Here is a 23,524-nt window from a genome sequence, read left to right as displayed (position 1 = left end):
TTACACAAACGGTTCGTTGCTTAGTTCGAGAGCCACGGCCAATTTCCCTTGATCATCATGGCCTGCTAGCAGCAACTGTCCTTTTTCTGTCCATTCCCAATGGGTCAGCCCTTCGGCGTACACCCAGCCAAGATCAAGCTTCAGTCCGACGCGATATGGCCCAGGGCCGGTAATCTTGCCGCGGGTGAAGCGAATGCAGGCGTTGCGGATGTAGGCGCCGACGGAATAAAAGCCATCGTTATGATGGGAGGCGTATGCTCCGTTCGTCGTTTCCAAATGAATATATACGTCGCGATTGGCAAAACGATTCAGCGCCTCTTGTACGGCGGCCGTGTCGATCGGTTGCAAGCGGCTCCCTCCTTGCTGTTTGTTTTTCTATTATTGTACATGACCGAGGCGTGTGAGCGGAACTATTTCGACTTCTATTGTATAATAAAAAAAGAGACACATCTTGGACTCATCCGCACCTACAAAGCGTTGAATGATGATTCAACGAAAGAAGGGTGATGATCGATGGGGTTTCAAGGCAATGGTGTCACGGTGTTGAATTTTGACGGCGTGTACCGGCCGCAAAAGCGGCTGTTTCAGTTCCCGCACGAATGGGTCGATCTCGCCGACGTGCCGGAGACGAATTTGTATTGCAGCGAAGCGGCGCTTGCTGAAATTGAGCGGCGGCTTGAGCGGCGGCGGAAGCGCGGGGCGGTGCTGATCGGCAGCGGCAACTACCATTATGTCACGTATTTATTGCTTAAAGAAATCAACGAACCGTTTACGCTTGTGCTTTTTGACCGCCATACGGATGCTGAAGGAGGGGATGATGTCATTTCGTGCGGCTCATGGGTCTCCTATGCACTTAAGCATCCGCGGCTGCAAAAAGTCGTGATCGTTGGCCCAACTGCTTCTTCGCATCAACTCCGTTTATCTCCGAAAATGACTGTTCTTCCATTTGATGATCATGATGAATGGCCAAAAGCGCTCATCGAGGCCATCCCGACCGGAAGCATCTATATCAGCATCGATAAAGACGCTCTTCGTCGCGAAGACGCGGTCACGAACTGGGATCAAGGAGTGATTCCGCTATCCCGGTTGCTCGCCTGCCTGCGGTTGCTTTTATTCCATAAAAAAGTGCTCGGCGTGGACATATGCGGCGAATACCCGCCCTCCGCTGTCGACATGTTCGACCCGCTTTGTCGCGAAGCGCGGGGAAAAAATGAGCAGGCGAACATGGCCATCTTGGAGACATATTTCCACTATGCGGCGCCGCATTTGCGGCCGACGTAATCGAGCGGCGAGAAGCGTGGGAAAGGCAGAACCGCTTTTGGTTTGGCGATCAGAAAAGCAAGGAAGACGCTGTCCCTTCGGATTTTGGCAAGCGAGCCGGCGCTTCTGCCGGCTCGATGGCCGAAAAAGCCGGGAAGGCCGCTGCTTGAGGGGATGAGCCTAGTTGTCAAAAGCCGCTCCCGTACATAATGCGAAATTGTTTTTCATCGGAGCGGACATCGCGCGGCTCGATGTGCATGCGGGCGACTTTGGCAAACATCGTTCCGGCTTCAATGGTGTCCAAAAAGAGTTGAAGGGCGCTTTCATCCCCCTGAACTTCCATTTCCACTGTTCCGTCATCATTGTTTTTCACCCAACCGGTCAGCTGCCGTTTTAGCGCTTCGTGTTGGACGAAGTATCGAAACCCGACGCCTTGCACGCGCCCTTCCACGATGACATGAACTCTTTTCACGCCGATGAGTCCTCCTTCATCACGGTTGTTCTGTTTCCATCATATAATAGATGAGGCGGAAAGTACATGAAAAGAGGAGCTTGATGGTTCAAGCTCCTTTTTTTACGGATGATAGCGATAATACTTGTTGTTGAATGAGCAGCACAAGCCGCGGGTGATCGCCTAGGTAAGAGCATAAATGCCACTCTTTGTCGGAAACAGAGAACCCCTGCAACTTCCGTTCGATCGTTTTCATTAAGACGCCGGTAAACAATAAGTACGGGACGACAAACACACGCCGATACGCCGATGCATGGGCCCGTTGGAGCCCTTCATCAAGCGTCGGGCGGATGGCAGCGAGAAAACAAACGTCCACGTGCGGCACGTTCGTTTTTTCTTTTAAAAGCGCAGCGATGGCGGACATGTCGCGCTTCGTGTCTGGATCACTGCTGCCGCGGCCGACAAGAAGGATCATCGATTCGCCGTCAAGCGGTGCGGACTGTTCGCTGATGCGGTCGATCACGATGTCGATCATCGCTTCATGGACGCCGAACGGAGCGCCGCAGAGGATATCAACGGACGGATGGCGCCGTCTCGCGATGTCCAATGCCGCTGGAATATCGTGTTTGGCATGCCCTGCAGAAAGAAGGAGAAGCGGAACGACGATGACGCGTGTCGCCCCTTGGGCGACACAACGGTCAACGCCGGTGACAATGTCCGGTTCCGCGAGCTCGACAAAGCATAGCTCTTGAATCGGAATATCGATGACCCTCCGGCACTGTTCGACGAAACGCGCCGCTTCATGGCGCGCGGCGGCAATGCGGCTGCCGTGGCTGACATATAAAACAGCTTCCATCGCCATCGCCTCACGATGTTGCCTCAGCGGCTGCCGATGACGCAAGCAACCGTTCGAACCATTGAATGTTGGCCCGCAGCCGGACGACGTCTCCGATCATGATCATGCTCGGATTTTGGATGTTTTCTTTGGCGGCGATTCCGGCGATCGTCGCGAGTGTGCCGGTGACGGTGCGCTGAGCCGTTGTCGTTCCCCATTCGATGACCGCCGCCGGCGTCTCCGGCGCTTTGCCGTATTTCATCAGCTGGCCGCAAATGTATGGCAAGTGATGAACCCCCATGTAAATGGCGATCGTATCGATGCCTTTGGCGAGGCTTTCCCATTTGATCTCGTCACGACTTCCGTCGCGCCGATGCCCGGTGACAAAGGCGACGCTTGAGCTGAACGCGCGATGGGTGACAGGGATGCCGGCGTAAGCCGCCGCCGCGATGGCGGAGGTGATGCCGGGAACGATCTCAAATTCGATCCCATGTTTGGCCAGCGCCTCGGCCTCTTCGCCGCCGCGCCCGAACACGAACGGATCGCCGCCCTTTAAGCGGACGACCGTTTTTCCTTTTTTGGCATGCCAGACGAGCGCATGGTTGATCGTTTCCTGCTGCATGGCATGGAAGCCGGGCAGCTTGCCGCAAAAGATGAGTTCGGCGTCCGGCTTGGCATATGAAAGCAACTCTTCATTGATGAGACGGTCGTACAAAATGACATCCGCCTGCTGGATGCATTTTAATCCTTTGACGGTAATGAGTTCCGGGTCGCCGGGGCCGGCGCCGACAAGATATACTTTGCCCATCGTTGTTTCAGCCCCTTCGTGCATGATTCAGCCAGCCGCCGGAAAACGGCATGGATGCTCGGCTGCTTTTATTGTAAATGGTCTGCCTTGGGATGAAAACGACCTTGTCAAATGACCTCCCGTTCTTTTTTGGCAGAGGACGGGGGAATCAGTCTGTTTTCGCATCCGGGATCATTCCTCGCTCGCGCAGGTAGGCGAGCACTTGCTCGACACATTCGTCAACCGAATAACGGTGTGTTTCGATCGTCAGCTCCGGTGCTTCCGGCGCTTCGTACGGCGAGTCGATGCCCGTAAATTCACGGATTTCCCCGCGGCGAGCTTTTTGATACAGCCCTTTCGGATCGCGCTTTTCGCATTCTTCAAGCGGGCAGTTGACGTAAATTTCGATAAACTCGTCTTCTTCGACTAAGCGGCGGACGAGCGCCCGGTCTTCGGCAAACGGCGAGATGAACGCCGTCAGCACAAACTGGCCGCTGTCGACAAACAGCTTTGCCACTTCGCCGATGCGGCGGATGTTTTCCGTCCGGTCGGCGGCGGAAAAGCCGAGATCTTTATTGAGCCCGTGCCGGATGTTGTCGCCGTCTAAGACATAATTCTGAATGCCGAGCTCAAACAGTCGTCTGGAGACGGCATTGGCCACCGTCGATTTGCCGGAGCCGGACAGCCCGGTGAACCAAAGGATGGCGCTATGATGGCCGTTGCGCTTGCGACGATCTTCTTTTGTGACCGATGTGTGATGCCAAACGATGTTCGTGCTCATCGCCATCCTCCTTTAGCGCGCTGACGGGGCGACCGTTTCGCGTTCTTGCAGCCCTTTGATCAAGACGGCGGCCACTTCCGGGCGGCTGAACGTGCTCGGCGGCACTTGGCCGTTGCGCAGCATTTCACGAACTTTCGTGCCGGAAAGGACGACATGGTATTTCGCGTCATGCGGACACGTTTTTGTCGATGCCATCCCTTCGCATTTCGTGCAGTAAAAGCTATGTTCGAAAAAGAGCGGCGTAATGCCAAGCTCTTCAGCCGTAAAGTTCAAGAAGATTTTTTGCGCATCATACGTACCGTAATAATTGCCGACACCAGCGTGGTCGCGGCCGACGATGAAGTGCGTGCAGCCGAAATTTTTGCGCACCATTGCGTGGAAAATGGCTTCACGCGGACCGGCATAGCGCATCGCAGCTTGGAAGACGCCGAGGAAAACGCGGTCTTTCGGGTAATAGTTTTCCAGCAGCACTTGATAGCTTTCCATCCGGATGTCAGCCGGAATATCGTCCGCTTTCGTTTCGCCGACGAGTGGGTTTAAAAACAGGCCATCAACGATCTCGAGCGCGCATTTTTGAATGTATTCATGGGCGCGGTGAACCGGATTGCGCGTTTGGAAGCCGACAACGGTGTTCCAGCCAAACTCAGCAAACTTTTTCCGCGTTTCCGCTGGATCAAAATAAAACGCGGCGAATTGGCCTTTGTCGGTCCGTTTGACAAGCGTAATCTCCCCGCCGACATACACATCCGGCTTTTCAAACAGTTTGCGCACGCCTGGGTGGGCAAGTTCATCCGTTTTATAAACGAGCTTCGCTTCTTTCGTTTTGTCCGGGCGGTAAATGTCAGCAATCTCAATGACGCCGTAGACGTCGCCACGATAAACGAGTTTCGCCTTATCGCCGACGGCGAGCTCTTTCGCTTTTTCTTCTGTTACCGCGAGCGTGATCGGAATGCTCCAGACGGTGCCGTCAGAAAGACGCATGGTTTCAACAACCGCGTCGTAATCCGTTTTCGTTAAAAAACCAGTGAGGGGGCTGTAGGCGCCCGTTCCGATCAGCTCCAAGTCGCTCAGTTCGGCTTTGGAGAGCTCGATCGTTTTGGTCGCCTCATCAAGCGGATAGTCCGGATTCCAACGATTGATCAATGTGCCGCCATGCGGGATGCTTACGCTCATGTTCATAACCTCCTAGATTGATAGATGTTGTGAAATGCCGCTGCCATGTTCATGAGGCAAGCGCTCTTTTTTTAGGCTAATGACGCCAAGCAGACGCTCAAGATGGCGATGACCGTATAGACGTCGCTGTCAAACAGTAGCTTGACGATTCGGAATGGCGTCCGATTCATCAGCGACGCCTATCGAGGCCGCCGCGCCGCTTGCCCCGATGTTCATGGCGAAGAAAAAGGATGCGATCAAAGCAATGGCAAGGAGCATGTCAATGTTCTCTCCTTAGGCGAGATGGAGACCGCATTCCGTCTTTCCTTGGCCAGCCCAGCGCCCGGAGCGCAAGTCGTTCGGATCTGTAGCCGGAGCGGTGCACGGGGCGCAACCGATGCTCGGGTAGCCGCGGTCGTGGAGCACGTTGTACGGAAGGCCGTGTTTATACACGTAATTCCAAACGTCTTTCCACGTCCAGTGAATGAGCGGACAAACTTTAATCGAACGGAACTTGTCGTCTTTGTTAATGTACTCGACATGCCGCCGCGTCGGCGATTGCTCGCGGCGCAAGCCGGAAATCCACGCCGTCACCCCGGTCAGCACCTCGCGCAGCGGAATGACTTTGCGCAGCTCACAGCATTTGTTCGGGTCGCGTTTCCATAACTCGTCGCCAAACTGCGCCTTCTGTTCTTCCAACGTCAAGCGCGGCTGCTTCATCACGATGCGAAGCGACGGATATTTTTCTTTCACTTTCGCGATCGTATCGTATGTCTCTGGAAAATGCAGACCGGTATCCAAAAAGACAATTTCGGCGTTCGGTTTGACCCGAGAGATGAGATCAATCAGCACAATCCCCTCGATGCCGAAGCTGCACGCGTATACGATCTCATCGCCGTATTCGCGATACGCCCAGGCCAGGACGTCAAGCGCCCCTTTTGTTTCATTATCGGACGGAAAAGACGGTTTTTCCGCCGTTTCCCACTGATCATACGTGAGCATCGGTTTCTCCTCCTCACAAAATCAAAGAAAATCCACGTAATTAGTCGGATATATAGCGGCCAAACGGCAATTCGGCGGCAAAAATCCTTCCTTGCATGAATCAGAAAGAGCGGGAGAAAGGGAGCCCCTTATTTTACTAAAGATCTTCTTTAGCTGGAATTGGCACTTTGCTATAGGCGGCAGGTTGTCGGAGTTCATTGAGCCCATTCCTCCCTCACTCTCGAGCAACGTATGCAACGCATGTCATTTAATTGATTAAAATTTTAGCACAATTGACGATAATGTCAATCATAGTTTTTCGATAGGAATTGTTTTTATACGAAACAGCTGCATTGCCTGCCTAACAGCAGATGGGAGCGTTATTTTTTGCGCAGGCTTCCGAGCTCTTCGACAATCGCCTGCATTTCGCTTGGGCTGAACGTCTCGCGTTTCATCACCATCTCGTAAATGTCTCTCAACTCATCGTACCATTCCTCGGAAAAATGGGACGGCTTGATGGCATCCAAGTTCAGCACTTTCAACTTTTGCTTCAACTGTTCGATCATGTAGGCGACGTTTTCCGCCGACCGTTTTGATAAATCCATTCGTTTACTCCTTTCATGGCAAGTTACTATGTATTGTACCATAGGTGCAGGAAGAATGGGGAGAGATTGCATGGCTTGCTTTTCTGATGAAAAACGGATGATGTGGTAAAATGTAGGTGCACATGCATAGTGCCAGTCTAAAAGGTTGGTGAAACACCGCGTTTTCTTCAAAATGGTTGTCGTGAACGCGCGCAAGAGTTGTTGGCCCATTCGCACACGCTCCCCCGCTGGAGTTGTTTTGTCGTGACATCCCCGTCCTTTTAGGGCCAAAAAGGGCTAGATGAAAAGAAATGAAGGAAAACTAACGGTGGAAAGCACCGTGGACATAGAGAGAGGGGTGGCTGTTTGGATGATTAAAGTGCTGTTTGTTTGTCTTGGAAACATTTGTCGTTCGCCGATGGCGGAAGCGGTCTTCCGTCATTTGGTGAAAGAGCGGGGGCTTGACGGTCTGATTGCCGTTGATTCGGCGGGAACAGGCAGCTGGCATGTCGGTGAGCCGCCGCATGTGGGGACAAGAAGGGTTTTGACGGAAAATAAGATCGACTACTCCGGCATCCGCGCCCGGCAAGTGAACCATCGTGACTTGGAAGAATTTGATTACATCATCGCCATGGACGCAGCCAACTTGAACGATTTGCGCCGATTGGCTGGCTCCCGTTCGAAAGCGGTGCTCGCCCGGTTGCTTGACTTTGTTCCCGACCGGGAAAAAGACGATGTGCCTGATCCGTATTATACCGGGAATTTTGCCGAAGTGTATCGCCTCGTCCGCTCAGGGTGCGAGCATTTGCTTGAGAGGATCATCCGCGACCATCGACTTGGTGTGGAGGAAACAAAATGACTTTGAGGGCGGCGCACCCGTCTAGGGAAAAACGGGGAAGGAGGGCAGCCGATGGTCGTAAATTTGGCGTTCATCCGTGAGTTGGCCCGCCGTTTTACGGAAGATGAAATCCCGCGCTTGTCGGCGGAATTGGCATATTACTTTCTTCTGTCGCTCTTTCCGTTTTTGCTGTTTTTAATGACGCTGTTGGCGTATTTGCCGATTCCGCATGAAGATGTGCTTGCGCTCGTGCGGCAATACGCCCCGAAAGAGGCGCTTCACCTCATTGAGACGAACGTTCATCGCCTCATCGATGAGCAAAACGGAGGATTGTTGTCGTTTAGCATCATCGCAGCGATTTGGTCAGCGTCTAATGGCATGAGTGCCATTATGAGGGCATTCAACCGCGCTTATGATGTGCAAGAAGACCGGCCGTTTTGGATCGTACGCGGGCTGTCGATTGTGTTGACGCTCGGCATGATCATGGTCATCATCGTTGCCCTCGTGCTTCCGGTCTTCGGGCGGATAATCGGGCTGTTTTTGTTCTCTGCTCTCGGGTTGTCGCAACAGTTTTTGAATGTTTGGAATGCATTTCGTTGGGTGACGAGTTCGCTGTTATTGTTTGCTGTCTTTACTGCCCTTTATTATTTCGCGCCGAACAAACAGCTTCGTTGCGTCAACGTCGTGCGCGGTGCGCTGTTTGCCACCGCCGGCTGGATTGCGGCGTCGCTGGCGTTCGCGTATTATGTCAACAACTTTGCCGATTACACGGCGATGTACGGCAGCCTTGGCGGGATGATCGTGTTGATGGTTTGGTTTTATTTGTCCGGCATGATTCTTGTCTTAGGCGGGGAACTCAACGCCATGTTTGACTGTGAGCGCGAAGGGAAAAGACGGCAGCGTTAGCGTGCATAAACGGTGCCGAGGCGGGATATCGTAACAATGCAAGGGATCTTGGCATAGGGGGGATCAAGATGACGAAACATACGAAAAAAGACGGGGGCACGAAGCAAAAAGGAAAAAACAGACCAAAGCATAAGACGAGTGGCAGCGCCAACGGCCAAAACGGCTATCATTGAAAGAAGCTGTCTCAAAAGGTGGTTCTTCGTTCAACATACCACAACATATTGTAATATTGTGCCCCGGCGGTCGTTTTATGTGTATAGATGGAAATCAAAAAAAGGTGCCCTTCCTTTTTTGAGGGCACCTTTCCTTTCATGCAAACACAGGCACATCGAGCCGCTGCCGCTTTATTCAACGATTTCTTCGTGATGGTGGTAATAGCGCTCATAAATGTATTCAATTTCTGCATCAGTCATATAGGCGAGTTCCTCGCGCGACAATCCCCGCACTTTTTCGATAAACTCGATCATATTTTTCCGTTCCGTTCTGCTCATGATCGCCACTCCTTTATACTGTTTTAAAACAGAAACTTGATATCTTGGTTTTATTATATAACAGAGGGAACAAAATGGTCAACGATTTTTTTGAAAAAATAAAAAATAAAAAACAAAAAAACGGTCAAGCCGCTGTTTCCTGTTCCCGGCGGCTGACGAGGCAAATGGCCGGAACGAGGAGGACAGCGCTGACCGCAAGGAAAAAGGCGCGACTAGAGAGATCCACCACGCTGCCGGCAAGCGGCGGGCCTGTCATGCTGCCGAGACTGTATAGCATCCCGCACAACAAATTGCCGGCGGGAAGCAGTTCTTTCGGCAACAGGTCGGTCATATAGGCGATGCCGAGAGAGAAGAGCGAACCGGTAAACATGCCAGCGGTGAACAAACAGGCAGCCAACCCAACCATGGACGCACCGACAGTGAGGGCAATCAAAAAACAACCGGCGCCGGCCAAGAGTGCACCGGTGATGATCTCGCGCCGCCCGAACCGGTCGCTGAGCGCTCCGAGCGGAAGCTGAAAGATGATGCCCCCAAGCGAGAAGCATGGCAAGATGAAGGCGATCTGCTCAGCGCTCATCCGCTCACGCAAGGCGTACAGCGGGAAGATGGAATGAACAGCCGCTTCTAAAAAACCGTACGCAAACGGCAACAAAAGCGCTGGCCATGCCTGTTTCCAAGCGCCAATAAACCGACCGGCCGCCGACGAAGAGCGTTCAAGCGGCTTTGGTTTTTCGTTCGGCAGCCAAAAGACGCCGATCCAACCGGCGAAACTAAGGAGAGCAGCTAAATAAAACGGAAGCGCCTTCTCGACCGAAGCGAGTGAAGCCAACAGCGGGCCGATGGTGAAGCCGAGGCCGAACGCCCACCCATACAGCGACAGCCGCCGTCCGCGCTCCGCCGGCGGCGAAAAGTCCGTAATCCACGTTTGCGTCGCAAAATGAAGCATATGATCGCCGATGCCGATGGCAAAGCGAAGAACGAGCCAAAAGAAAAGAGAAGGAAAAAGTGGAAAAAGAATAAGCGAACATATTACAATGAAACCACCAAGGAGAATGAGGAGCCGATAGCCATAGCGTCTCAGCGGCCGCTCCAAAAATGGCGAAATGGTCAAGACACCGATATACAGGGCGGCGGCGTGCGCCCCGTTAACGGACGAAGAGACGCCGTTTTCATCAAGAAGCATCGCCAGAAGCGGCAGCAACATCCCTTGCGACAGACCAGAGACGGCGACAATCCCGGTTAAGATGGCAAAACGCATCGTGCATCCCCATTTCAGTTGAAATCGCCGGCCGATCAAACAAGCGAGGCCGGATGTTTCCCAGGGCGAATGAATGCCCTTATCCATCGTACATAGAAACGGCGGTCAATGCAACGAAAACAATCAAGAGGAAAGGTGGAAGAGAAATGAACAAGGTGTTTGCTTGGATGACATGGATCGGCGTGCCGGTGTCGGTCATCGGCGGGTTTCTTCATTGGCCGACTGTCTTGATGTTTGTGTTGTACTGTTTGACGATCATTGCGCTCGCCAGCTACATGGGGCGAGCGACGGAAAGCTTGGCGATCGTCGCCGGACCGCGCATTGGCGGGCTGTTGAACGCGACGTTTGGCAACGCGGTCGAGCTGATCATTTCCATTTTTGCCTTGCAGGCTGGACTCGTTGACGTCGTGCTCGCTTCCTTAACCGGTTCGGTGCTCGGGAACTTGCTTTTGGTGGCTGGGCTATCATTTTTTGTCGGCGGACTAAAATATAAGCGGCAAGAATTCAACATTTATGATGCTCGTCATAATGCCGGGCTGCTGACTTTTGCCATCTTCATCGCTTTTGTCATTCCGGAAGTGTTTACCATGCATATGAATCACAGCGAACAAGTCGCGTTGAGCGTTGGCATTTCGATCATCATGATCTTGCTTTACGCCGCTGCCCTTTATTTCCGGCTTGTCACCCATCGCGGCGTATATCAGCATAAATCAGAAGAAGTGGAAGAACATGAAGAGCCCGAATGGGGCAAAGGGAAAGCGACCGCCATTTTGGCGCTGGCGACGGTTGCGGTCGCCTATTTATCGGAACGGCTCGTTCACACGTTTGAAACGGTCGCTGAGTCATTCGGCTGGAGCGAGCTGTTTATCGGGATCATCATCGTGGCCATCGTCGGCAATGCGGCGGAGCACGCTTCCGCGGTTATTATGGCGTACAAAAACAAAATGAATGTCGCGGTGGAAATTGCCGTCGGCTCGACATTGCAAATCGCCATGTTCGTTGCGCCGGTGCTTGTGCTCGTTTCGCTTTTGTTTCCGGAAAAGATGCCGCTTGTCTTTTCACTTCCTGAGCTGGTGGCGATGGCTGCTTCCGTCCTTTTGATGATCGTGCTGTCAAATGATGGTGATACGAACTGGTTTGAAGGCGCAACATTGCTCGCTGCCTATACGATCATGGGCATCGGTTTTTACTTGCTGTAAGTGACTGCATCCGGGCGTTCGCCGTCCGGGTGTTTTTTGCGGGTGCGGGAAGTGGGGCGTCAAACGGGGAAAATTTTCGCCGCCGCGGATAAACGGCGCATTTTGAAAGAAACTAACAGTGAATAACGTGGGAAGAAAGGAGTGAAGACGATGAAAAAGTGGGCTGTTTCGCTGTTTGGGAGCGTGCTTCTTCTTTATGCGGCGGCGTTTTCGGCGCTGGCGGCTGCCGGCAAACCGGCGCCCGGTGCGGTGATGGATATATCGAAGGAAAATACGTATCCGAACCCGACGCAAGATTTGCCGCATTTGGAACCGAGCTCGTTTACAAAACAGCTGTTAAGATCGGCGAATGTGAAAATTGAGAATCCCGAATTGATCCATCTCTTTAATGAATCTTCGGCGACCGACACGCCATGGGCCATTGGCTTCAGGGCGACGATTTATTTAGGCCAATGGCCGCTCAATTACCAGTCGATCGAAACGTCGACGAACTGGGAATATCAAAAGGTCAACACGAATTTCCTTGATAACCGCGGCGGCGATACGGCGCAAAAGTTGTACTATAAACAAGAAATGCAAAAATACGTCCGCGGCGGGTTGACGGTGAAAGTGCCGAATGAAGACGCGGTTAAGCGGATGATGTTAAACAAAGCGATGGAAAAGACGAACTTGCCGCTCTCTTTCAGCACGGTTGTCGGCCTTGGCACGAAAAAAGACCAACCGTACAACGTACCGGCGAAAAAAATAGGTTATTTGTACGTGTACGCTCCGGCGGTGAATGAAAAAGGGAAAGTAACATACGGGGAAGTGTACGTCGTGCTCAAAGGAAACAAAAAGAAAATTGTCGTCAAAAACGTGACGACAAGAGGGGTTGGGGCGTGGATTCCGGTGCAGGATCGCCTGTACATGTCATATGTGGTGAGTGAACAGCCAAGATAAAACGTCAAGGAAAAGCTCCTTGACGTTTTTTATCGGCCAATGCGCGCGGACCGCTTCGTAAAATCGACGCCGCGGTAATACGTCTGCTTCACAAGAACGTTCGGTCCGAGGCAGCGTGCCGACGGGCAGTGGCAAAGAAGCTCCCTAGCAAGCTTTGAGCGCCGCCATTTGTCATACACGTCTGGCAGCGAATCGTGAATGATGTTGCCAAGCGGCGGTTCATCACCGAAATCGGTGACGATGACATCGCCGGTGAAAATATTGACATTGAGCCGTGAACGTCCGTCTGGATCGTTGCGCACGGTGACGTTTTTGCTTTCATACAGCCGCTTCAATAGGCGCACATCTTCTTCGTTGTCGCTGCACGGGTAAAACGGCAGCGTGCCAAACAGCATCCAGACGTTTTCGTCGCGAATGTCAAGCAAATGGTGAATCGCTTCGCGCAATTCGTCCAAGCTCAACGTCTCTAAAGCGCTGGCAAAATCGCTCGGATACATCGGATGGATTTCATGGCGCCGACAGCCCATTTCCTCGACAACTTGGCGGTGGATCGCTTCCAAGTGGCGGACGGTCCGTTTGTTTAACATCGTTTCCGCGGATACCATCACGCCGGCATTTGCCAGCGCTTTTGCATTGTCAAGCATGCGCTGGAAGTATTTCTCGCGTTGGGCGCGCGTCGGCTTCCGCTCCATCATGGCAAAACCACCTTCGACAAAGTCGTCGACCGTCCCCCAGTTGTGCGAGATATGGAGCACATCCAAATACGGAATGACTGGTTCATAGCGAGACAAATCCAACGTCAAGTTCGAATTAAGCTGCGTCCGCACCCCGCGCTCGTGCGCGTAGCGGAGAAGGGGAACGACGTATTGTTCGACGGATTTTAATGACAGCATCGGCTCGCCGCCGGTGATGCTTAATGACCGCAAATGCGGAATTTCCTCGAGCCGGCGGAGCAACATATCAAGCGGCAGCGCCTCGGGATCTTTCATTGTCAACGTATAGCCAACAGCACAATGCTCACAGCGCATATTGCAAAGCGTCGTTGTGGTAAACTCAATATTCGTCAGTTGTAGTTGTCCATATTCTTCAATATCGACGTACGCTTCCCAAGGGTCATACGCCGGCGTAATGGCCGGTATGGTCGATGAACGCATCACTTTCTCCTCTCTCCATGACAAAGTCCTATCGTTCATTATTAGCCGCCTTAGCAGCGCTTGTCAATCGTTTTGGATGTTTTGCCTCTACCCCATTCGTATGATGAGGATGGAACAATCATGAGATCGAAAAGAAAGATTTTTTACACAACGCTGGAAAACGGAGTATAATAGGAAAAGATGGGACAACTGCATATGGACGATAAACAGGGGAAGGGGCGTTTAGACAAATGGAAAAATTCCAGCAAAGCATGTATGACTTGATTGTGGAAACATCTACGAAGCTGCCAAAGGATGTCCGTCGAGCGATCGCTCGGGCGAAAGCGCGCGAAAACGCCGGCACGCGGGCGGCCATGGCGCTCAATACGATCGTCGAGAATATTCAGATGGCGGATGAAAACGTGTCTCCCATTTGCCAAGACACCGGCTTGCCGACGTTTAAAATCAAAGTGCCGGTCGGCGTCAATCAAATCGAAATGAAAAAAGCGATTCGGGCCGCCATTGTCGAAGCGACGAAAAACGGCAAACTGCGCCCGAACTCGGTCGATTCGCTCACCGGCAAAAACAGCGGCGACAATTTAGGGGAAGGCGTGCCGGTCATTAAATTCGAACAATGGGAAAACGATTACATTGACGTTCGCCTCATTTTAAAAGGCGGCGGCTGTGAAAACAAAAACATCCAATACAGCCTTCCGTGTGAACTCGAGGGGCTCGGCCGCGCTGGCCGCGATTTGGACGGCATCCGCAAATGCATTTTGCATGCGGTGTACCAAGCGCAAGGGCAAGGATGCAGCGCCGGCTTTATCGGCGTCGGCATCGGCGGCGACCGCTCATCCGGCTATGAGTTGGCGAAAGAGCAGCTGTTCCGTCCGGTTGATGACGTCAACCCGATCGAAGAATTGCGCCAACTCGAAGAATACATGATGGAAAACGCCAACAAACTTGGCATCGGTACGATGGGCTTTGGCGGCGAATCGACGCTGCTTGGCTGTAAAATCGGCGTCATGCACCGCATCCCGGCGAGCTTCTTCGTTTCGGTCGCCTACAACTGCTGGGCGTTCCGGCGCATGGGCGTGAAAATCGATCCGGCGACCGGTGAGATCATCGAATGGCTGTACCAAGACGGCGAAGACGTCGATTTTGCAAAAGAGTTGGAAAAAGCGGAAGCCGCCGCGGCGCTTGAACAAGGAGAGGCGCGCGTCATCGACCTTGTTCCGCCGCTGTCGGAAGAACAAGTGCGCCAGCTTCGCGTCGGCGACGTCGTCCGCATCAGCGGCGTCATTTACACCGGCCGCGATGCCATTCATAAATATTTGATGGACCATGACGCGCCGGTCGACTTGAACGGGCAAATCATTTATCATTGCGGCCCAGTCATGTTAAAAGATGAAGAAGGCCGCTGGCACGCCAAAGCTGCCGGCCCGACGACAAGCATCCGTGAAGAGCCGTACCAAGGCGACATCATGAAAAAATTCGGCGTCCGTGCTGTCATCGGCAAAGGCGGCATGGGCGCGAAGACGCTGCAAGCGTTAAAAGAACACGGCGGCGTGTATTTGAACGCCATTGGCGGCGCGGCGCAATATTACGCCGATTGCATCAAATCCGTGGAAGGCGTTGATTTGCTGGAGTTTGGCATCCCCGAAGCGATGTGGCATTTGCGCGTCGAAAACTTCACTGCTGTTGTCACGATGGATTCGCACGGCAACAGCTTGCATGAAGATGTGGAAAAATCGTCGCTTGAAAAGCTGGCCCAGTTCAAAGAGCCGGTGTTCAAGTAAGAGGGAGAGCTGAATTTCAAGCACATGGCTATTGGTATTCACAAGCTGATCCCGTTTTCTTCTCTGTCCCCAAAGCGCTCGCTTTTGGGGCTTTTTTTTGCAAAAAATGGCGCGCGTAAAGCGGTCAGGGGTGAAAACAATAAGAAAGAGGAAAAGATGGCGGCCAAGGAGGAACTAGGCATGAGATGGCTCATTTCTCTCGTTTTAGCGCTCGCGCTTTTTCCCGCCCCTGCTTTTGCCATAAGCAATGCGCCGATCCATTGGGGATTGAAGCGAAGCGAAAACCACGAGCCCCCATCGGCGGGAAAAGAGCTCGATGAGCTGCTCGCCAAATATGACGCCTTTTATTTAGGCGACACGAGCGAAAAAACGATCTATTTAACATTTGACAACGGGTATGAAAACGGCTATACGGCGCAAATTTTGGACGTGTTAAAGGAAAAACATGTGCCGGCCGCCTTTTTTGTCACCGGCCATTATTTGCAAACCGCGCCTGATTTAGTGAAACGAATGGCTGCCGAAGGACATATCATCGGCAACCATTCGTGGCACCATCCCGATTTAACGACCGCCAGCGATGAGCGGGTGCGCGAAGAGCTGGAAAAAGTCAAGGAAAAGACAGAAGAGTTGACCGGGCAAAAAGGGATGATGTACCTTCGCCCGCCGCGCGGCATTTTCAGCGAGCGGACGTTATCTCTCGCCCGCGACCTTGGCTATTATCACGTCTTTTGGTCGCTGGCGTTCGTCGACTGGCAAACCGACCGCCAGCGCGGCTGGCAATATGCTTACGACCAAATCATGAAACAAATCCATCCGGGGGCGATTTTGCTGTTGCATTCCGTGTCCAAAGACAACGCCGAAGCATTGCCGAACGTGATCGACGACTTGCGCAAACAAGGGTACACGTTCGCCAGCCTTGATGACCTTATGGCCAAAAAGACCGGCCTTCATCCGTGGCTGTTTCGCCCATAAGCCGCTTTCATCACTTGAGCACAAAAGCGGTACGAAACGTTTTGTGTCGGACCATTCGAAAACCCGCCTCGTTCTGTCAACCGAACCATATGCCGCTGCCTCGTCCTGCCAACAAGTTGGTTCGACGGGGCGTTTTTCGTTATAATAGGGGCACGGACAAATGAGAAAGGTGAGAACGATGTGGAAACGAACGATCACTGTGCCGGCGCCGTATGATTTCGCCCACGCGCTTGAACGGCTTGCATTGGATCCGCTCCTGGCGGTCGATTTAGAGCGGCGGCGCATCACCGTGCCGCTTCATCTCGATGGTTTAAAGGTGCCGGTCGTGATTGAAAGCATCGGCACAAAAGACGATCCTCGCTTTGTCGTCTCGGCGCCGCATCCCAAGCGGCAGGAAGACATCATCGAGCGCGTCTCTCATTTATTTCAATGGCGGACGCCGCTCGTTCTGGTGTATGATCATTTTCGCGCGACCGAGCTGGCGCCGCTGTTTGCCGAGTATGAGGGGCTGCCGCTTGTGCTCGATTTTGACTTGTATTTTTGCCTAATGAAATGTTTGATCCACCAGCAGCTTCATCTTAAAGTCGGTTACCGGCTCACAGAGCGGTTTGTGAAAGCGTTTGGCGAGGAGCGGGACGGCGTTTGGTTTTACCCGCGCCCGGAAGAAGTGGCCGCCCGTTCGTACGATGACTTGCGCGCCTTGCAGCTGAGCGGGCGGAAAGCCGAATATATCGTCGATGTGTCGCGCCTCATTGCCGAGGGGAAGCTGCGGCTTGATGAACTCGAGCAGATGGAAGACGGCGAGGTGATGGAGAGGTTGACCGCCGTGCGCGGCATCGGTCCGTGGACCGTGCAAAATTTCCTCCTCTTCGGCCTCGGCCGTCCGAACGTCTTTCCGCCGGCGGATATCGGTTTGCAGCGGGCGGTTGAAAAACAATTCGGGCTTCAACAGCGGCCAACTGTCAAAGAGATGGCGGCGCTTAGCGAGCGGTGGAAGCCGTACGCCAGCTATGCGGCGCTTTATTTATGGAGAAGTATCGAATGAGAGGGACCGATATGGCAAAGCAACAAATGAACATCAAAATCAAAAAAGGCGAGCAATTTCCCGTGACGATTCAACGGATCGGCATTAACGGCGAAGGGGTCGGTTATTTCCAAAAACAAGTCGTCTTCGTCCCCGGTGCGTTGCCGGGGGAAGAAGTCATCGTTGAGGCGACGGACATCCACCCAACCTACGCCGAGGCGAAAATCAAGCGCATCCGCAAGCGCTCGCCAAACCGCATCAAGCCGCCATGCCCGCTCTATGACCAGTGCGGCGGCTGCCAGTTGCAGCACTTATCGTACGAGGCGCAGCTCGAGGCGAAGCGCGACATTGTCATCCAGGCGCTCCGCCGCCATGCCCGGCGCCTCGATGTCGACAAGCTTGACATCCGCCCGACGATCGGCATGGACAACCCGTGGCATTACCGAAACAAAAGCCAGTTTCAAGTTGGAATGAAGGAAGGGAAGGTGCTCGCCGGGCTGTACGGCATCAACTCCCACCGGCTCATCGATTTATCGGAATGCCGCGTCCAGCATCCGCAAACGACGCGCGTCACGAACATTGTGAAAACGATTTTGCAAGACTTGCGCATCCCGATTTACAACGAGCGGACAAGAACGGGCGTCGTGCGGACGATCGTCGTCCGCGTTGGCTTCCATACGGGCGACATCCAGCTTGTGCTGGTGACGGCGACAAAAGACATCCCGCGCAAACAGCTGCTCATTGACGAAATTCGCCGCCGCCTCCCAGAAGTGAAATCGATCGTGCAAAACATCAACGGCGAAAAAACGTCGCTTATTTTCGGCGACGAGACAGAAGTGCTCGCCGGCGACGAATATATTCAAGAAACGCTCGGCGATTTGTCGTTTGAACTGTCGTCGCGTGCCTTTTTCCAGCTCAACCCGTTGCAGACGGTGAAATTGTACGACGAAGTGAAAAAAGCGGCCGCCCTCACCGGAACGGAGCGGATCGTTGACGCTTACTGCGGCGTCGGCACGATCGGTTTGTGGCTTGCTCGCGATGCCAAAGAAGTGCGCGGCATGGACACGATTCCGGAAGCGATCGAAGACGCGCAAAACAACGCCAAAAAGCATGGTTTCACCAACACGCACTATGTCGTCGGCAAAGCCGAATATTGGCTGCCAAAATGGGTGAACGAAGGCTGGAAGCCGGACGTCATCATCGTCGACCCGCCCCGCGTCGGCTGCGACCGGGCGTTGCTTGAAACGATTCTCCACGTCCGCCCGAAAACGGTCGTCTACGTCTCGTGCAACCCATCCAGCCTCGCCCGCGATCTCGATGCCTTGGCCGCACAATACCGCGTCGACTACATCCAGCCGGTCGACATGTTTCCGCACACGGCGCATGTGGAAGCGGTGGCGAAATTAACGCTGCAATTTTGACACTTCACATGGCTTCAGCCGTGTGGAGTGTCAATGGAAAATGAAATCGGGTTCTTCCACTCCTTTTTGGGAGAAAGAAGAGAGGGAGAAAAAGTGGGGGAATCATTGAAAAATCAAGGAAAAAGGATCAAAATGAGAGAAAAATGAGAGGGAGAAAGGGGGGAGAAACGCTCACGTTCTTCCCTTTTTTAAAACTCGAAACCAGTCAGAGTCAGCGAGAGGTAAAAAGGAAAATCGAAAACATCGAGAGGTTGGTGAACGAGTTTAGTTATGAACCCAAAATGTAGTTCACGAACATAAAGACCCGAAGAAGGGGGAATCTCATGGGGACTTATTGTATTTCGATAAGACACACAAATTGTTATTTGGTAAAGGTAAACGATTTTTACGTTGCCATAGATGCCGGTTGGCCAGGGTGCATCCGCCAATATAGAGAAGCTTTAAAAACTTATAACATTAAGCCAGAGATGATAAAATATCTGTTCGTGACACACTTCCATCCTGATCATGCCGGCATGGTAGAAAACATTAAGAGATTTGGAACTTCCTTTATTTTGTTTGAACATCAGGCACCTTATATTCGAGTGATGGAGAATATGCTCAGGAAGGATCGGTCCTATTTGCCATTAGATATGAATTCGAATGTTGTGCTAAGCATTGATGAAGCAGGGTTATTTTTCACAGAACATAACATTCCTGCACAGGCAATCAAAACGCCCGGACATTCTGATGATAGTATTTCGCTCGTATTTCAAGACGGCACTGCTTTTATCGGCGATTTATATTCCCCGAATTTAGTAATGGAAGACGATGATAAAAGCAAGCAAAGCTGGCATGATTTAAAGTTGAAAGGTGCAAAAGTCATATATCCGGGACACGGGAACGTTTACACCCTGGGTGTGTAAATCATGAACAGAGCACAAATGGAAAGCCATGCTCACCTTACTTAAATCAACCGCGGCACTTGTACTTAGATCAACTGCCGCAGTTCTTCGCTCATCTGCTCGACGAGTTCCGGTCTCCCATGAAACTGGGCCGGAGTGTTTTGGAAAAGCTGAATTCGCCATTCGCCATCCCGGTTTATGGCAACGATCGTGTGGTGGGTGTTGACCGCGGGATTGATATCGGATTTTCCAGGGGGAACCATGCCGGCGATCGCACGTAAAATAGCTGCCTGAGGATTCAGGATGTGAACGTTCTTCACTTTGCTAATAAACCGTGCGGTCGGGTGGTCTTTGAAAATCGAATCCAAGTGAAAGAAAATGTCCTCCGATCCCAACGCTAGACTTCCGTCAAAGCCGATCATCTCTCCGTCCGTTGCGAACAGTTGCGCCATATCGCGGGCGTTTCGGTTGTTCCATCCGTCCAACAGTCGTTGGTACAGAGCCTTAACCTCGTTGACAACTTGAGATTCCATCAACGCTCCTCCTTGTCAAGCAATACGAACCTGGTGTTTGCGGTTCTTCCTGTGAAATGAAAGAGACGCCCTGAATACAATGGGAGGAATCTCCATTGTGAGGGCAATTCCATTTTAGAATAGATTAAGAAAATGGTCAAAAATTTCCCTAAAACAATTCAAATTGGCAAGGCTTTCTGATATGGAAGCTATGACAACCTTGTGGTGCAAGAGGAGCCGATGCATGCTCTCTCGGTGAAAAAAATACGCCTCCGGTTGTAGGCAAAATATATCCCTGGTTCATGATGGAAAGAAGGGGACTCGGGTAAGATGGAAGACGAAAGGAGGCGAAAGGATGGCAAAAAAGATCGGGCTGTTCGTTGCCGGCGCGGTGGCGCTGCTTGTTTTGCTGTTTCATCTTGGGCCGCTTGTCGGGTTGGCAATCACGCTGGCGGTGCTGTACTATGCGTTCAAGAAATGTTTGAAAGCCCCGTCGACATTCGGGAAAGTGGTGTGGGCGCTCATTGGCTGTGCGGCGTTGGCGGCCAGCGCTTCGAATGTGCCAGCGCTCATCGCGCTTGTCGCGGCGTATGTGCTGTATGTCGTGTATAAAAAATGGAACGGGGTGAAAGACGAGCGCGTCGTTCCAGAAGCAGACGACCCGTTTGTCAACTTTGAAAAACAATGGGCGGAGCTGCAAAAGCATTATTCATGAAATCAATGGAAAAGGAGCGAATCGATGATGAGTGTGTTCTCACGCTTGAAAACGATCATTGAAGCCGATCTCCATGAATGGCTTGACGAAAAAGAAAAGAAAAACCCGATCGCGCTTCTCAATCACTATTTTGCGCCAATGTGAACAGGAAGTCGAGCGGGTGCGGCAGCTGCTCGAGCGCCAATATGTGCTGAAAGAGCAATTTGCCCGCGAACATCGCGAAGCCGAACAGATGGCGGAAAAGCGAAGCAAGCAGGCGGAGGTGGCGACGCAAGCCGGGGAAATGGAGCTGGCCGAATTTGCGCGGCGTGAACAAGCGCAATATGCGGAACGCGCGGCCCGCTTAAAACAGCTGCTCGAGCAAACGAGCCGCGAGCTGTTTGAGTTAGAAGCGAAATATGAGGAAATGAAGCATAAGCTAAAAGACATGCAGATGCGGCGCATGGAGCTGATGGGGCGGGAGAATGCGGCTCGGGCGCACTACCGCATCCATCGGGTGGTCAACGGGGACACCGGCCCGGCGTTGGCGGCGTTTGCTGATGCGGAAGTCTACCTTGACCGCCTTGAGCAGCAAGTTCGCTCCGATTATTACCGAAACACGATCGATGCGCGCATCGCTCAGCTGGAAAAGCAGTTGCAGGAAGGAAAATAACCGGATATGCTAAAGGCGTACATGGTTACGCCTTTTTCATTTTGGACAACAGGGGGCTCCCCACATGCTTGATCAACGGAAGAAAACTGACTATGTCAGTTGGGTTGTTTTGGTGACACTGCTCCTTTTTGCAATCGAAATTTCGTTTTTTCGCCCGGGCGTGCTGTTTTCGTTAAGTATATCGGTCTGTTTGATTTATGTTGGAAGGAAACAATGGCATCGGCGGAAAGGAAAATGGCTGTTTTGGCTTGGCTGCATCATGTTGGCCATTCATGTGTTCACGATGATGGCCGCTCGTTTTGTCATGGTCGCGCTGTTGGGTTATGCCCTTTGGCAATTGTTTCAGTCGAAGCGGCATCCGACGGTGATCCGCCCGACTATGGCTGAGAACTCGTATGGGGGAGAGGAAATCGTGCGCCGTCAACCGCTGTTTCAAAATGTATGGGTTGGCCGGCAAGCGACCCCAGAACGGGCGTATGAGTGGAATGATGTCAATATCCAAACGGGGATCGGGGATACGGTCATTGATGTCAGCTATACTGTGCTTCCGAAAGGGGAAGCGGTCATTATCGTGAGAGGGTTGATCGGCAACATTCGAATTCTCGTTCCGTACGAAATGGAAACACGGCTCGTTCATTCCGCCATTTTCGGTGTTGCCTCGCTGTTTGGCAAGGAACAGGAAAAAATGTTCAACGAGACGCTCATTTATCAAACTTCTTCGTATGATCAAGCGGAGCAAAAGCTAAAAATCGTCACCTCGATGATCATTGGCAATGTCGAGGTGACACGCGTATGAGCCGACCGATGCTCGCTTCTGTTTTGCTTGCGCTTGTGCTTGCTGTGGCGTTGCTCATTTCCTTTCTCTATTTCCTTCCGCCTGGAATGTGGTCGTCTTTGTGGGAGCAAACCGTGATGGGGTTGCCGTTTTTGTTGTTTGTGTTCGCTGTAAGCCTGTGTATGGGGATTGCTGTTGGACTTATGCTTGATTCCTTCTTTCGCAAGCAATGGCAAGCGGTTGTGCAGGCGCTTCGGCACATTGAACAAGGAGAGATGGGGGAGTTGCATCGGGAAGGGCCGCCGCCGGAACTGCAAGACGTTTGGCAACAAATCGCCAAGCTGCAAACGCAATGGCTCGAGCAAACGAAACGCGTGCAAAAATTAGCGGCGGAAAAGGCCGAACAGGAAGAGCGGCTCGTTGAGCGCATTCTGTCGGAAGAACGCACGCGGCTGGCGCGGGAACTGCATGATTCCGTAAGCCAACAATTGTTTGCCGCTTCGATGATGATGTCGGCCGTCATGGAAACGATGCCGTCGGACGATGAACGCCATCGGAAGCAACTGAAAATGGTCGAACAAATGATTCATCAGTCGCAATTGGAAATGCGGGCGCTGCTTCTGCACTTGCGGCCGGTGCATCTGAAAGGAAAATCGCTCCAAGAAGGGATGAACGAACTGCTGACGGAACTGGCGGGGAAAGTGCCGCTCGAGATGAAATGGAAAATCGAAGACATTTCGCTGGATAAAGGAGTCGAGGACCATCTGTTCCGCATTTTGCAAGAGTCGCTTTCCAACACGCTGCGCCATGCGAAAGCGAAGTCGTTGGAAGTATTGCTCATCGAACGGGACGGGTTTGCCATTTTGCGCGTCACCGACGATGGCGTTGGCTTTGATGTGGAACGTTCGAAAAGCGGCTCGTACGGGTTGCAGCACATGTATGAGCGGGCGGCGGAAATCGGTGGGATGTTGAAAATTGTCAGCTTAAAAGGTCAAGGAACGAGGTTGGAAGTGAAAGTGCCGCTTTTGCACAGGGGGGATGACCGTGATTAAGGTGCTGCTTGTCGACGATCATGAAATGGTGCGGCTTGGCGTGTCGGCGTATTTATCCGCCCAACCGGATATGGAGGTGATTGGGGAGGCGGAAGATGGAACAAAAGGGGTGGAGCTCGCCCC

At 52.5% G+C, this 23,524-nt stretch carries 26 protein-coding genes, 1 pseudogene and 1 riboswitch; of the genes and pseudogenes, 15 read left to right on the top strand and 12 right to left on the bottom strand.

What is annotated here, in order from left to right:
• A complete protein-coding gene (locus GZ1_RS14100; protein ID WP_013146358.1) occupies positions 1-348 on the bottom strand; it encodes a YojF family protein in 348 nt (115 codons plus the stop codon).
• A gap of 165 nt (positions 349-513) precedes the next feature.
• On the opposite strand from GZ1_RS14100, the gene GZ1_RS14095 reads away from it, so the two are divergent.
• Positions 514-1,281 carry an arginase family protein gene (locus tag GZ1_RS14095; protein ID WP_020754345.1) on the top strand — a complete coding sequence of 256 codons (768 nt, stop codon included), beginning with the start codon at positions 514-516 and terminating at the stop codon, positions 1,279-1,281.
• Positions 1,282-1,447: 166 nt separating this feature from the next.
• On the opposite strand, the gene GZ1_RS14090 is transcribed toward GZ1_RS14095, so the two are convergent.
• From GZ1_RS14090 to GZ1_RS14055, 7 genes are all read right to left on the bottom strand, one after another.
• Complete coding sequence (locus tag GZ1_RS14090; protein ID WP_013146356.1) at positions 1,448-1,732, bottom strand: acylphosphatase; 285 nt, start codon at positions 1,730-1,732, stop codon at positions 1,448-1,450.
• A gap of 88 nt (positions 1,733-1,820) precedes the next feature.
• Entirely contained in the window at positions 1,821-2,567 is a 747-nt protein-coding gene (locus GZ1_RS14085) for a sirohydrochlorin chelatase (protein WP_033005041.1), read from the bottom strand.
• Between the two features lie 10 nt (positions 2,568-2,577).
• Positions 2,578-3,354 (bottom strand): uroporphyrinogen-III C-methyltransferase, encoded by a 777-nt coding sequence (cobA, locus tag GZ1_RS14080; protein ID WP_015373929.1) that lies wholly within the window; start codon positions 3,352-3,354, stop codon positions 2,578-2,580.
• A gap of 148 nt (positions 3,355-3,502) precedes the next feature.
• Entirely contained in the window at positions 3,503-4,114 is a 612-nt protein-coding gene (gene cysC / locus GZ1_RS14075; RefSeq protein WP_015373930.1) for an adenylyl-sulfate kinase, read from the bottom strand.
• A 12-nt stretch (positions 4,115-4,126) separates the two neighbouring features.
• Entirely contained in the window at positions 4,127-5,287 is a 1,161-nt protein-coding gene (gene sat, locus GZ1_RS14070; protein WP_015373931.1) for a sulfate adenylyltransferase, read from the bottom strand.
• A gap of 273 nt (positions 5,288-5,560) precedes the next feature.
• Positions 5,561-6,268, bottom strand: coding sequence for a phosphoadenylyl-sulfate reductase (locus tag GZ1_RS14060; RefSeq protein ID WP_015373933.1), 708 nt, complete (start codon positions 6,266-6,268; stop codon positions 5,561-5,563).
• A 125-nt stretch (positions 6,269-6,393) separates the two neighbouring features.
• A riboswitch (SAM riboswitch) is annotated at positions 6,394-6,498 on the bottom strand.
• A 129-nt stretch (positions 6,499-6,627) separates the two neighbouring features.
• Positions 6,628-6,852 carry a DUF1128 domain-containing protein gene (locus GZ1_RS14055; RefSeq protein WP_011229922.1) on the bottom strand — a complete coding sequence of 75 codons (225 nt, stop codon included), beginning with the start codon at positions 6,850-6,852 and terminating at the stop codon, positions 6,628-6,630.
• 349 nt (positions 6,853-7,201) lie between these two features.
• Between GZ1_RS14055 and GZ1_RS14050 the strand changes: the two genes are divergently transcribed.
• On the top strand, positions 7,202-7,690 hold the full coding sequence (locus GZ1_RS14050; RefSeq protein WP_013146347.1) for a low molecular weight protein-tyrosine-phosphatase: 489 nt from the start codon (positions 7,202-7,204) through the stop codon (positions 7,688-7,690).
• A 51-nt stretch (positions 7,691-7,741) separates the two neighbouring features.
• Positions 7,742-8,575 carry a YihY/virulence factor BrkB family protein gene (locus GZ1_RS14045; protein ID WP_015373935.1) on the top strand — a complete coding sequence of 278 codons (834 nt, stop codon included), beginning with the start codon at positions 7,742-7,744 and terminating at the stop codon, positions 8,573-8,575.
• 344 nt (positions 8,576-8,919) lie between these two features.
• Here GZ1_RS14045 and GZ1_RS14040 read toward each other — a convergent pair whose 3' ends face one another.
• Positions 8,920-9,066: a BH0509 family protein gene (locus GZ1_RS14040; RefSeq protein WP_011229925.1), complete on the bottom strand. Its 147-nt coding sequence runs from the start codon at positions 9,064-9,066 to the stop codon at positions 8,920-8,922.
• 124 nt (positions 9,067-9,190) lie between these two features.
• The gene (locus tag GZ1_RS14035; RefSeq protein ID WP_015373936.1) at positions 9,191-10,324 is read right to left on the bottom strand and encodes an MFS transporter; all 1,134 of its coding nucleotides are present in this window, start codon (positions 10,322-10,324) and stop codon (positions 9,191-9,193) included.
• Between the two features lie 146 nt (positions 10,325-10,470).
• On the opposite strand from GZ1_RS14035, the gene cax reads away from it, so the two are divergent.
• Both cax and GZ1_RS14025 read left to right on the top strand, forming a co-directional pair.
• The gene (gene cax, locus GZ1_RS14030; RefSeq protein WP_011229927.1) at positions 10,471-11,523 is read left to right on the top strand and encodes a calcium/proton exchanger; all 1,053 of its coding nucleotides are present in this window, start codon (positions 10,471-10,473) and stop codon (positions 11,521-11,523) included.
• Positions 11,524-11,673: 150 nt separating this feature from the next.
• The gene (locus GZ1_RS14025) at positions 11,674-12,462 is read left to right on the top strand and encodes a YfkD famly protein (RefSeq protein ID WP_060788721.1); all 789 of its coding nucleotides are present in this window, start codon (positions 11,674-11,676) and stop codon (positions 12,460-12,462) included.
• A 29-nt stretch (positions 12,463-12,491) separates the two neighbouring features.
• On the opposite strand, the gene yfkAB is transcribed toward GZ1_RS14025, so the two are convergent.
• Positions 12,492-13,616: a radical SAM/CxCxxxxC motif protein YfkAB gene (gene yfkAB / locus GZ1_RS14020; protein ID WP_015373939.1), complete on the bottom strand. Its 1,125-nt coding sequence runs from the start codon at positions 13,614-13,616 to the stop codon at positions 12,492-12,494.
• A gap of 230 nt (positions 13,617-13,846) precedes the next feature.
• Here yfkAB and GZ1_RS14015 point away from each other — a divergent pair, with 230 nt between their 5' ends.
• From GZ1_RS14015 to GZ1_RS13995, 5 genes are all read left to right on the top strand, one after another.
• A complete protein-coding gene (locus tag GZ1_RS14015) occupies positions 13,847-15,394 on the top strand; it encodes a fumarate hydratase (RefSeq protein ID WP_060788720.1) in 1,548 nt (515 codons plus the stop codon).
• 180 nt (positions 15,395-15,574) lie between these two features.
• The gene (gene pdaA, locus GZ1_RS14010; RefSeq protein WP_060788722.1) at positions 15,575-16,366 is read left to right on the top strand and encodes a delta-lactam-biosynthetic de-N-acetylase; all 792 of its coding nucleotides are present in this window, start codon (positions 15,575-15,577) and stop codon (positions 16,364-16,366) included.
• 178 nt (positions 16,367-16,544) lie between these two features.
• A complete protein-coding gene (locus GZ1_RS14005) occupies positions 16,545-17,411 on the top strand; it encodes a DNA-3-methyladenine glycosylase family protein (RefSeq protein ID WP_060788719.1) in 867 nt (288 codons plus the stop codon).
• Positions 17,408-18,811, top strand: a complete 1,404-nt coding sequence (rlmD, locus tag GZ1_RS14000) for a 23S rRNA (uracil(1939)-C(5))-methyltransferase RlmD (RefSeq protein WP_060788718.1) — start codon at positions 17,408-17,410, stop codon at positions 18,809-18,811. Before GZ1_RS14005 ends, rlmD begins: the two co-directional genes overlap by 4 nt.
• 323 nt (positions 18,812-19,134) lie before the next feature.
• The gene (locus GZ1_RS13995; RefSeq protein WP_060788717.1) at positions 19,135-19,716 is read left to right on the top strand and encodes an MBL fold metallo-hydrolase; all 582 of its coding nucleotides are present in this window, start codon (positions 19,135-19,137) and stop codon (positions 19,714-19,716) included.
• Positions 19,717-19,781: 65 nt separating this feature from the next.
• Here the strand turns inward: GZ1_RS13995 and GZ1_RS13990 are convergent, their stop codons facing one another.
• The gene (locus GZ1_RS13990) at positions 19,782-20,228 is read right to left on the bottom strand and encodes an SgcJ/EcaC family oxidoreductase (protein ID WP_060788716.1); all 447 of its coding nucleotides are present in this window, start codon (positions 20,226-20,228) and stop codon (positions 19,782-19,784) included.
• A gap of 334 nt (positions 20,229-20,562) precedes the next feature.
• On the opposite strand from GZ1_RS13990, the gene GZ1_RS13985 reads away from it, so the two are divergent.
• From GZ1_RS13985 to GZ1_RS13965, 5 genes and pseudogenes are all read left to right on the top strand, one after another.
• Complete coding sequence (locus tag GZ1_RS13985) at positions 20,563-20,922, top strand: lmo0954 family membrane protein (RefSeq protein ID WP_060788715.1); 360 nt, start codon at positions 20,563-20,565, stop codon at positions 20,920-20,922.
• 24 nt (positions 20,923-20,946) lie between these two features.
• Positions 20,947-21,574: pseudogene (locus GZ1_RS13980) on the top strand (PspA/IM30 family protein).
• 64 nt (positions 21,575-21,638) lie between these two features.
• A complete protein-coding gene (gene liaF, locus GZ1_RS13975; RefSeq protein WP_060788714.1) occupies positions 21,639-22,370 on the top strand; it encodes a cell wall-active antibiotics response protein LiaF in 732 nt (243 codons plus the stop codon).
• Positions 22,367-23,401, top strand: coding sequence for a sensor histidine kinase (locus GZ1_RS13970; protein WP_060788713.1), 1,035 nt, complete (start codon positions 22,367-22,369; stop codon positions 23,399-23,401). The genes liaF and GZ1_RS13970 overlap by 4 nt, the downstream gene beginning before the upstream one ends.
• A partial coding sequence (locus tag GZ1_RS13965; RefSeq protein WP_157074373.1) for a response regulator transcription factor occupies positions 23,394-23,524 on the top strand: 131 nt, incomplete at its 3' end. The genes GZ1_RS13970 and GZ1_RS13965, both read left to right, overlap by 8 nt.

Source organism: Geobacillus zalihae NBRC 101842, assembly GCF_001544135.1.
GTDB classification, from domain to species: Bacteria; Bacillota; Bacilli; order Bacillales; family Anoxybacillaceae; genus Geobacillus; species Geobacillus zalihae.
Note: the sequence above shows the minus strand (reverse complement) of the source record. Positions and strands in the feature narration are given on the sequence as shown.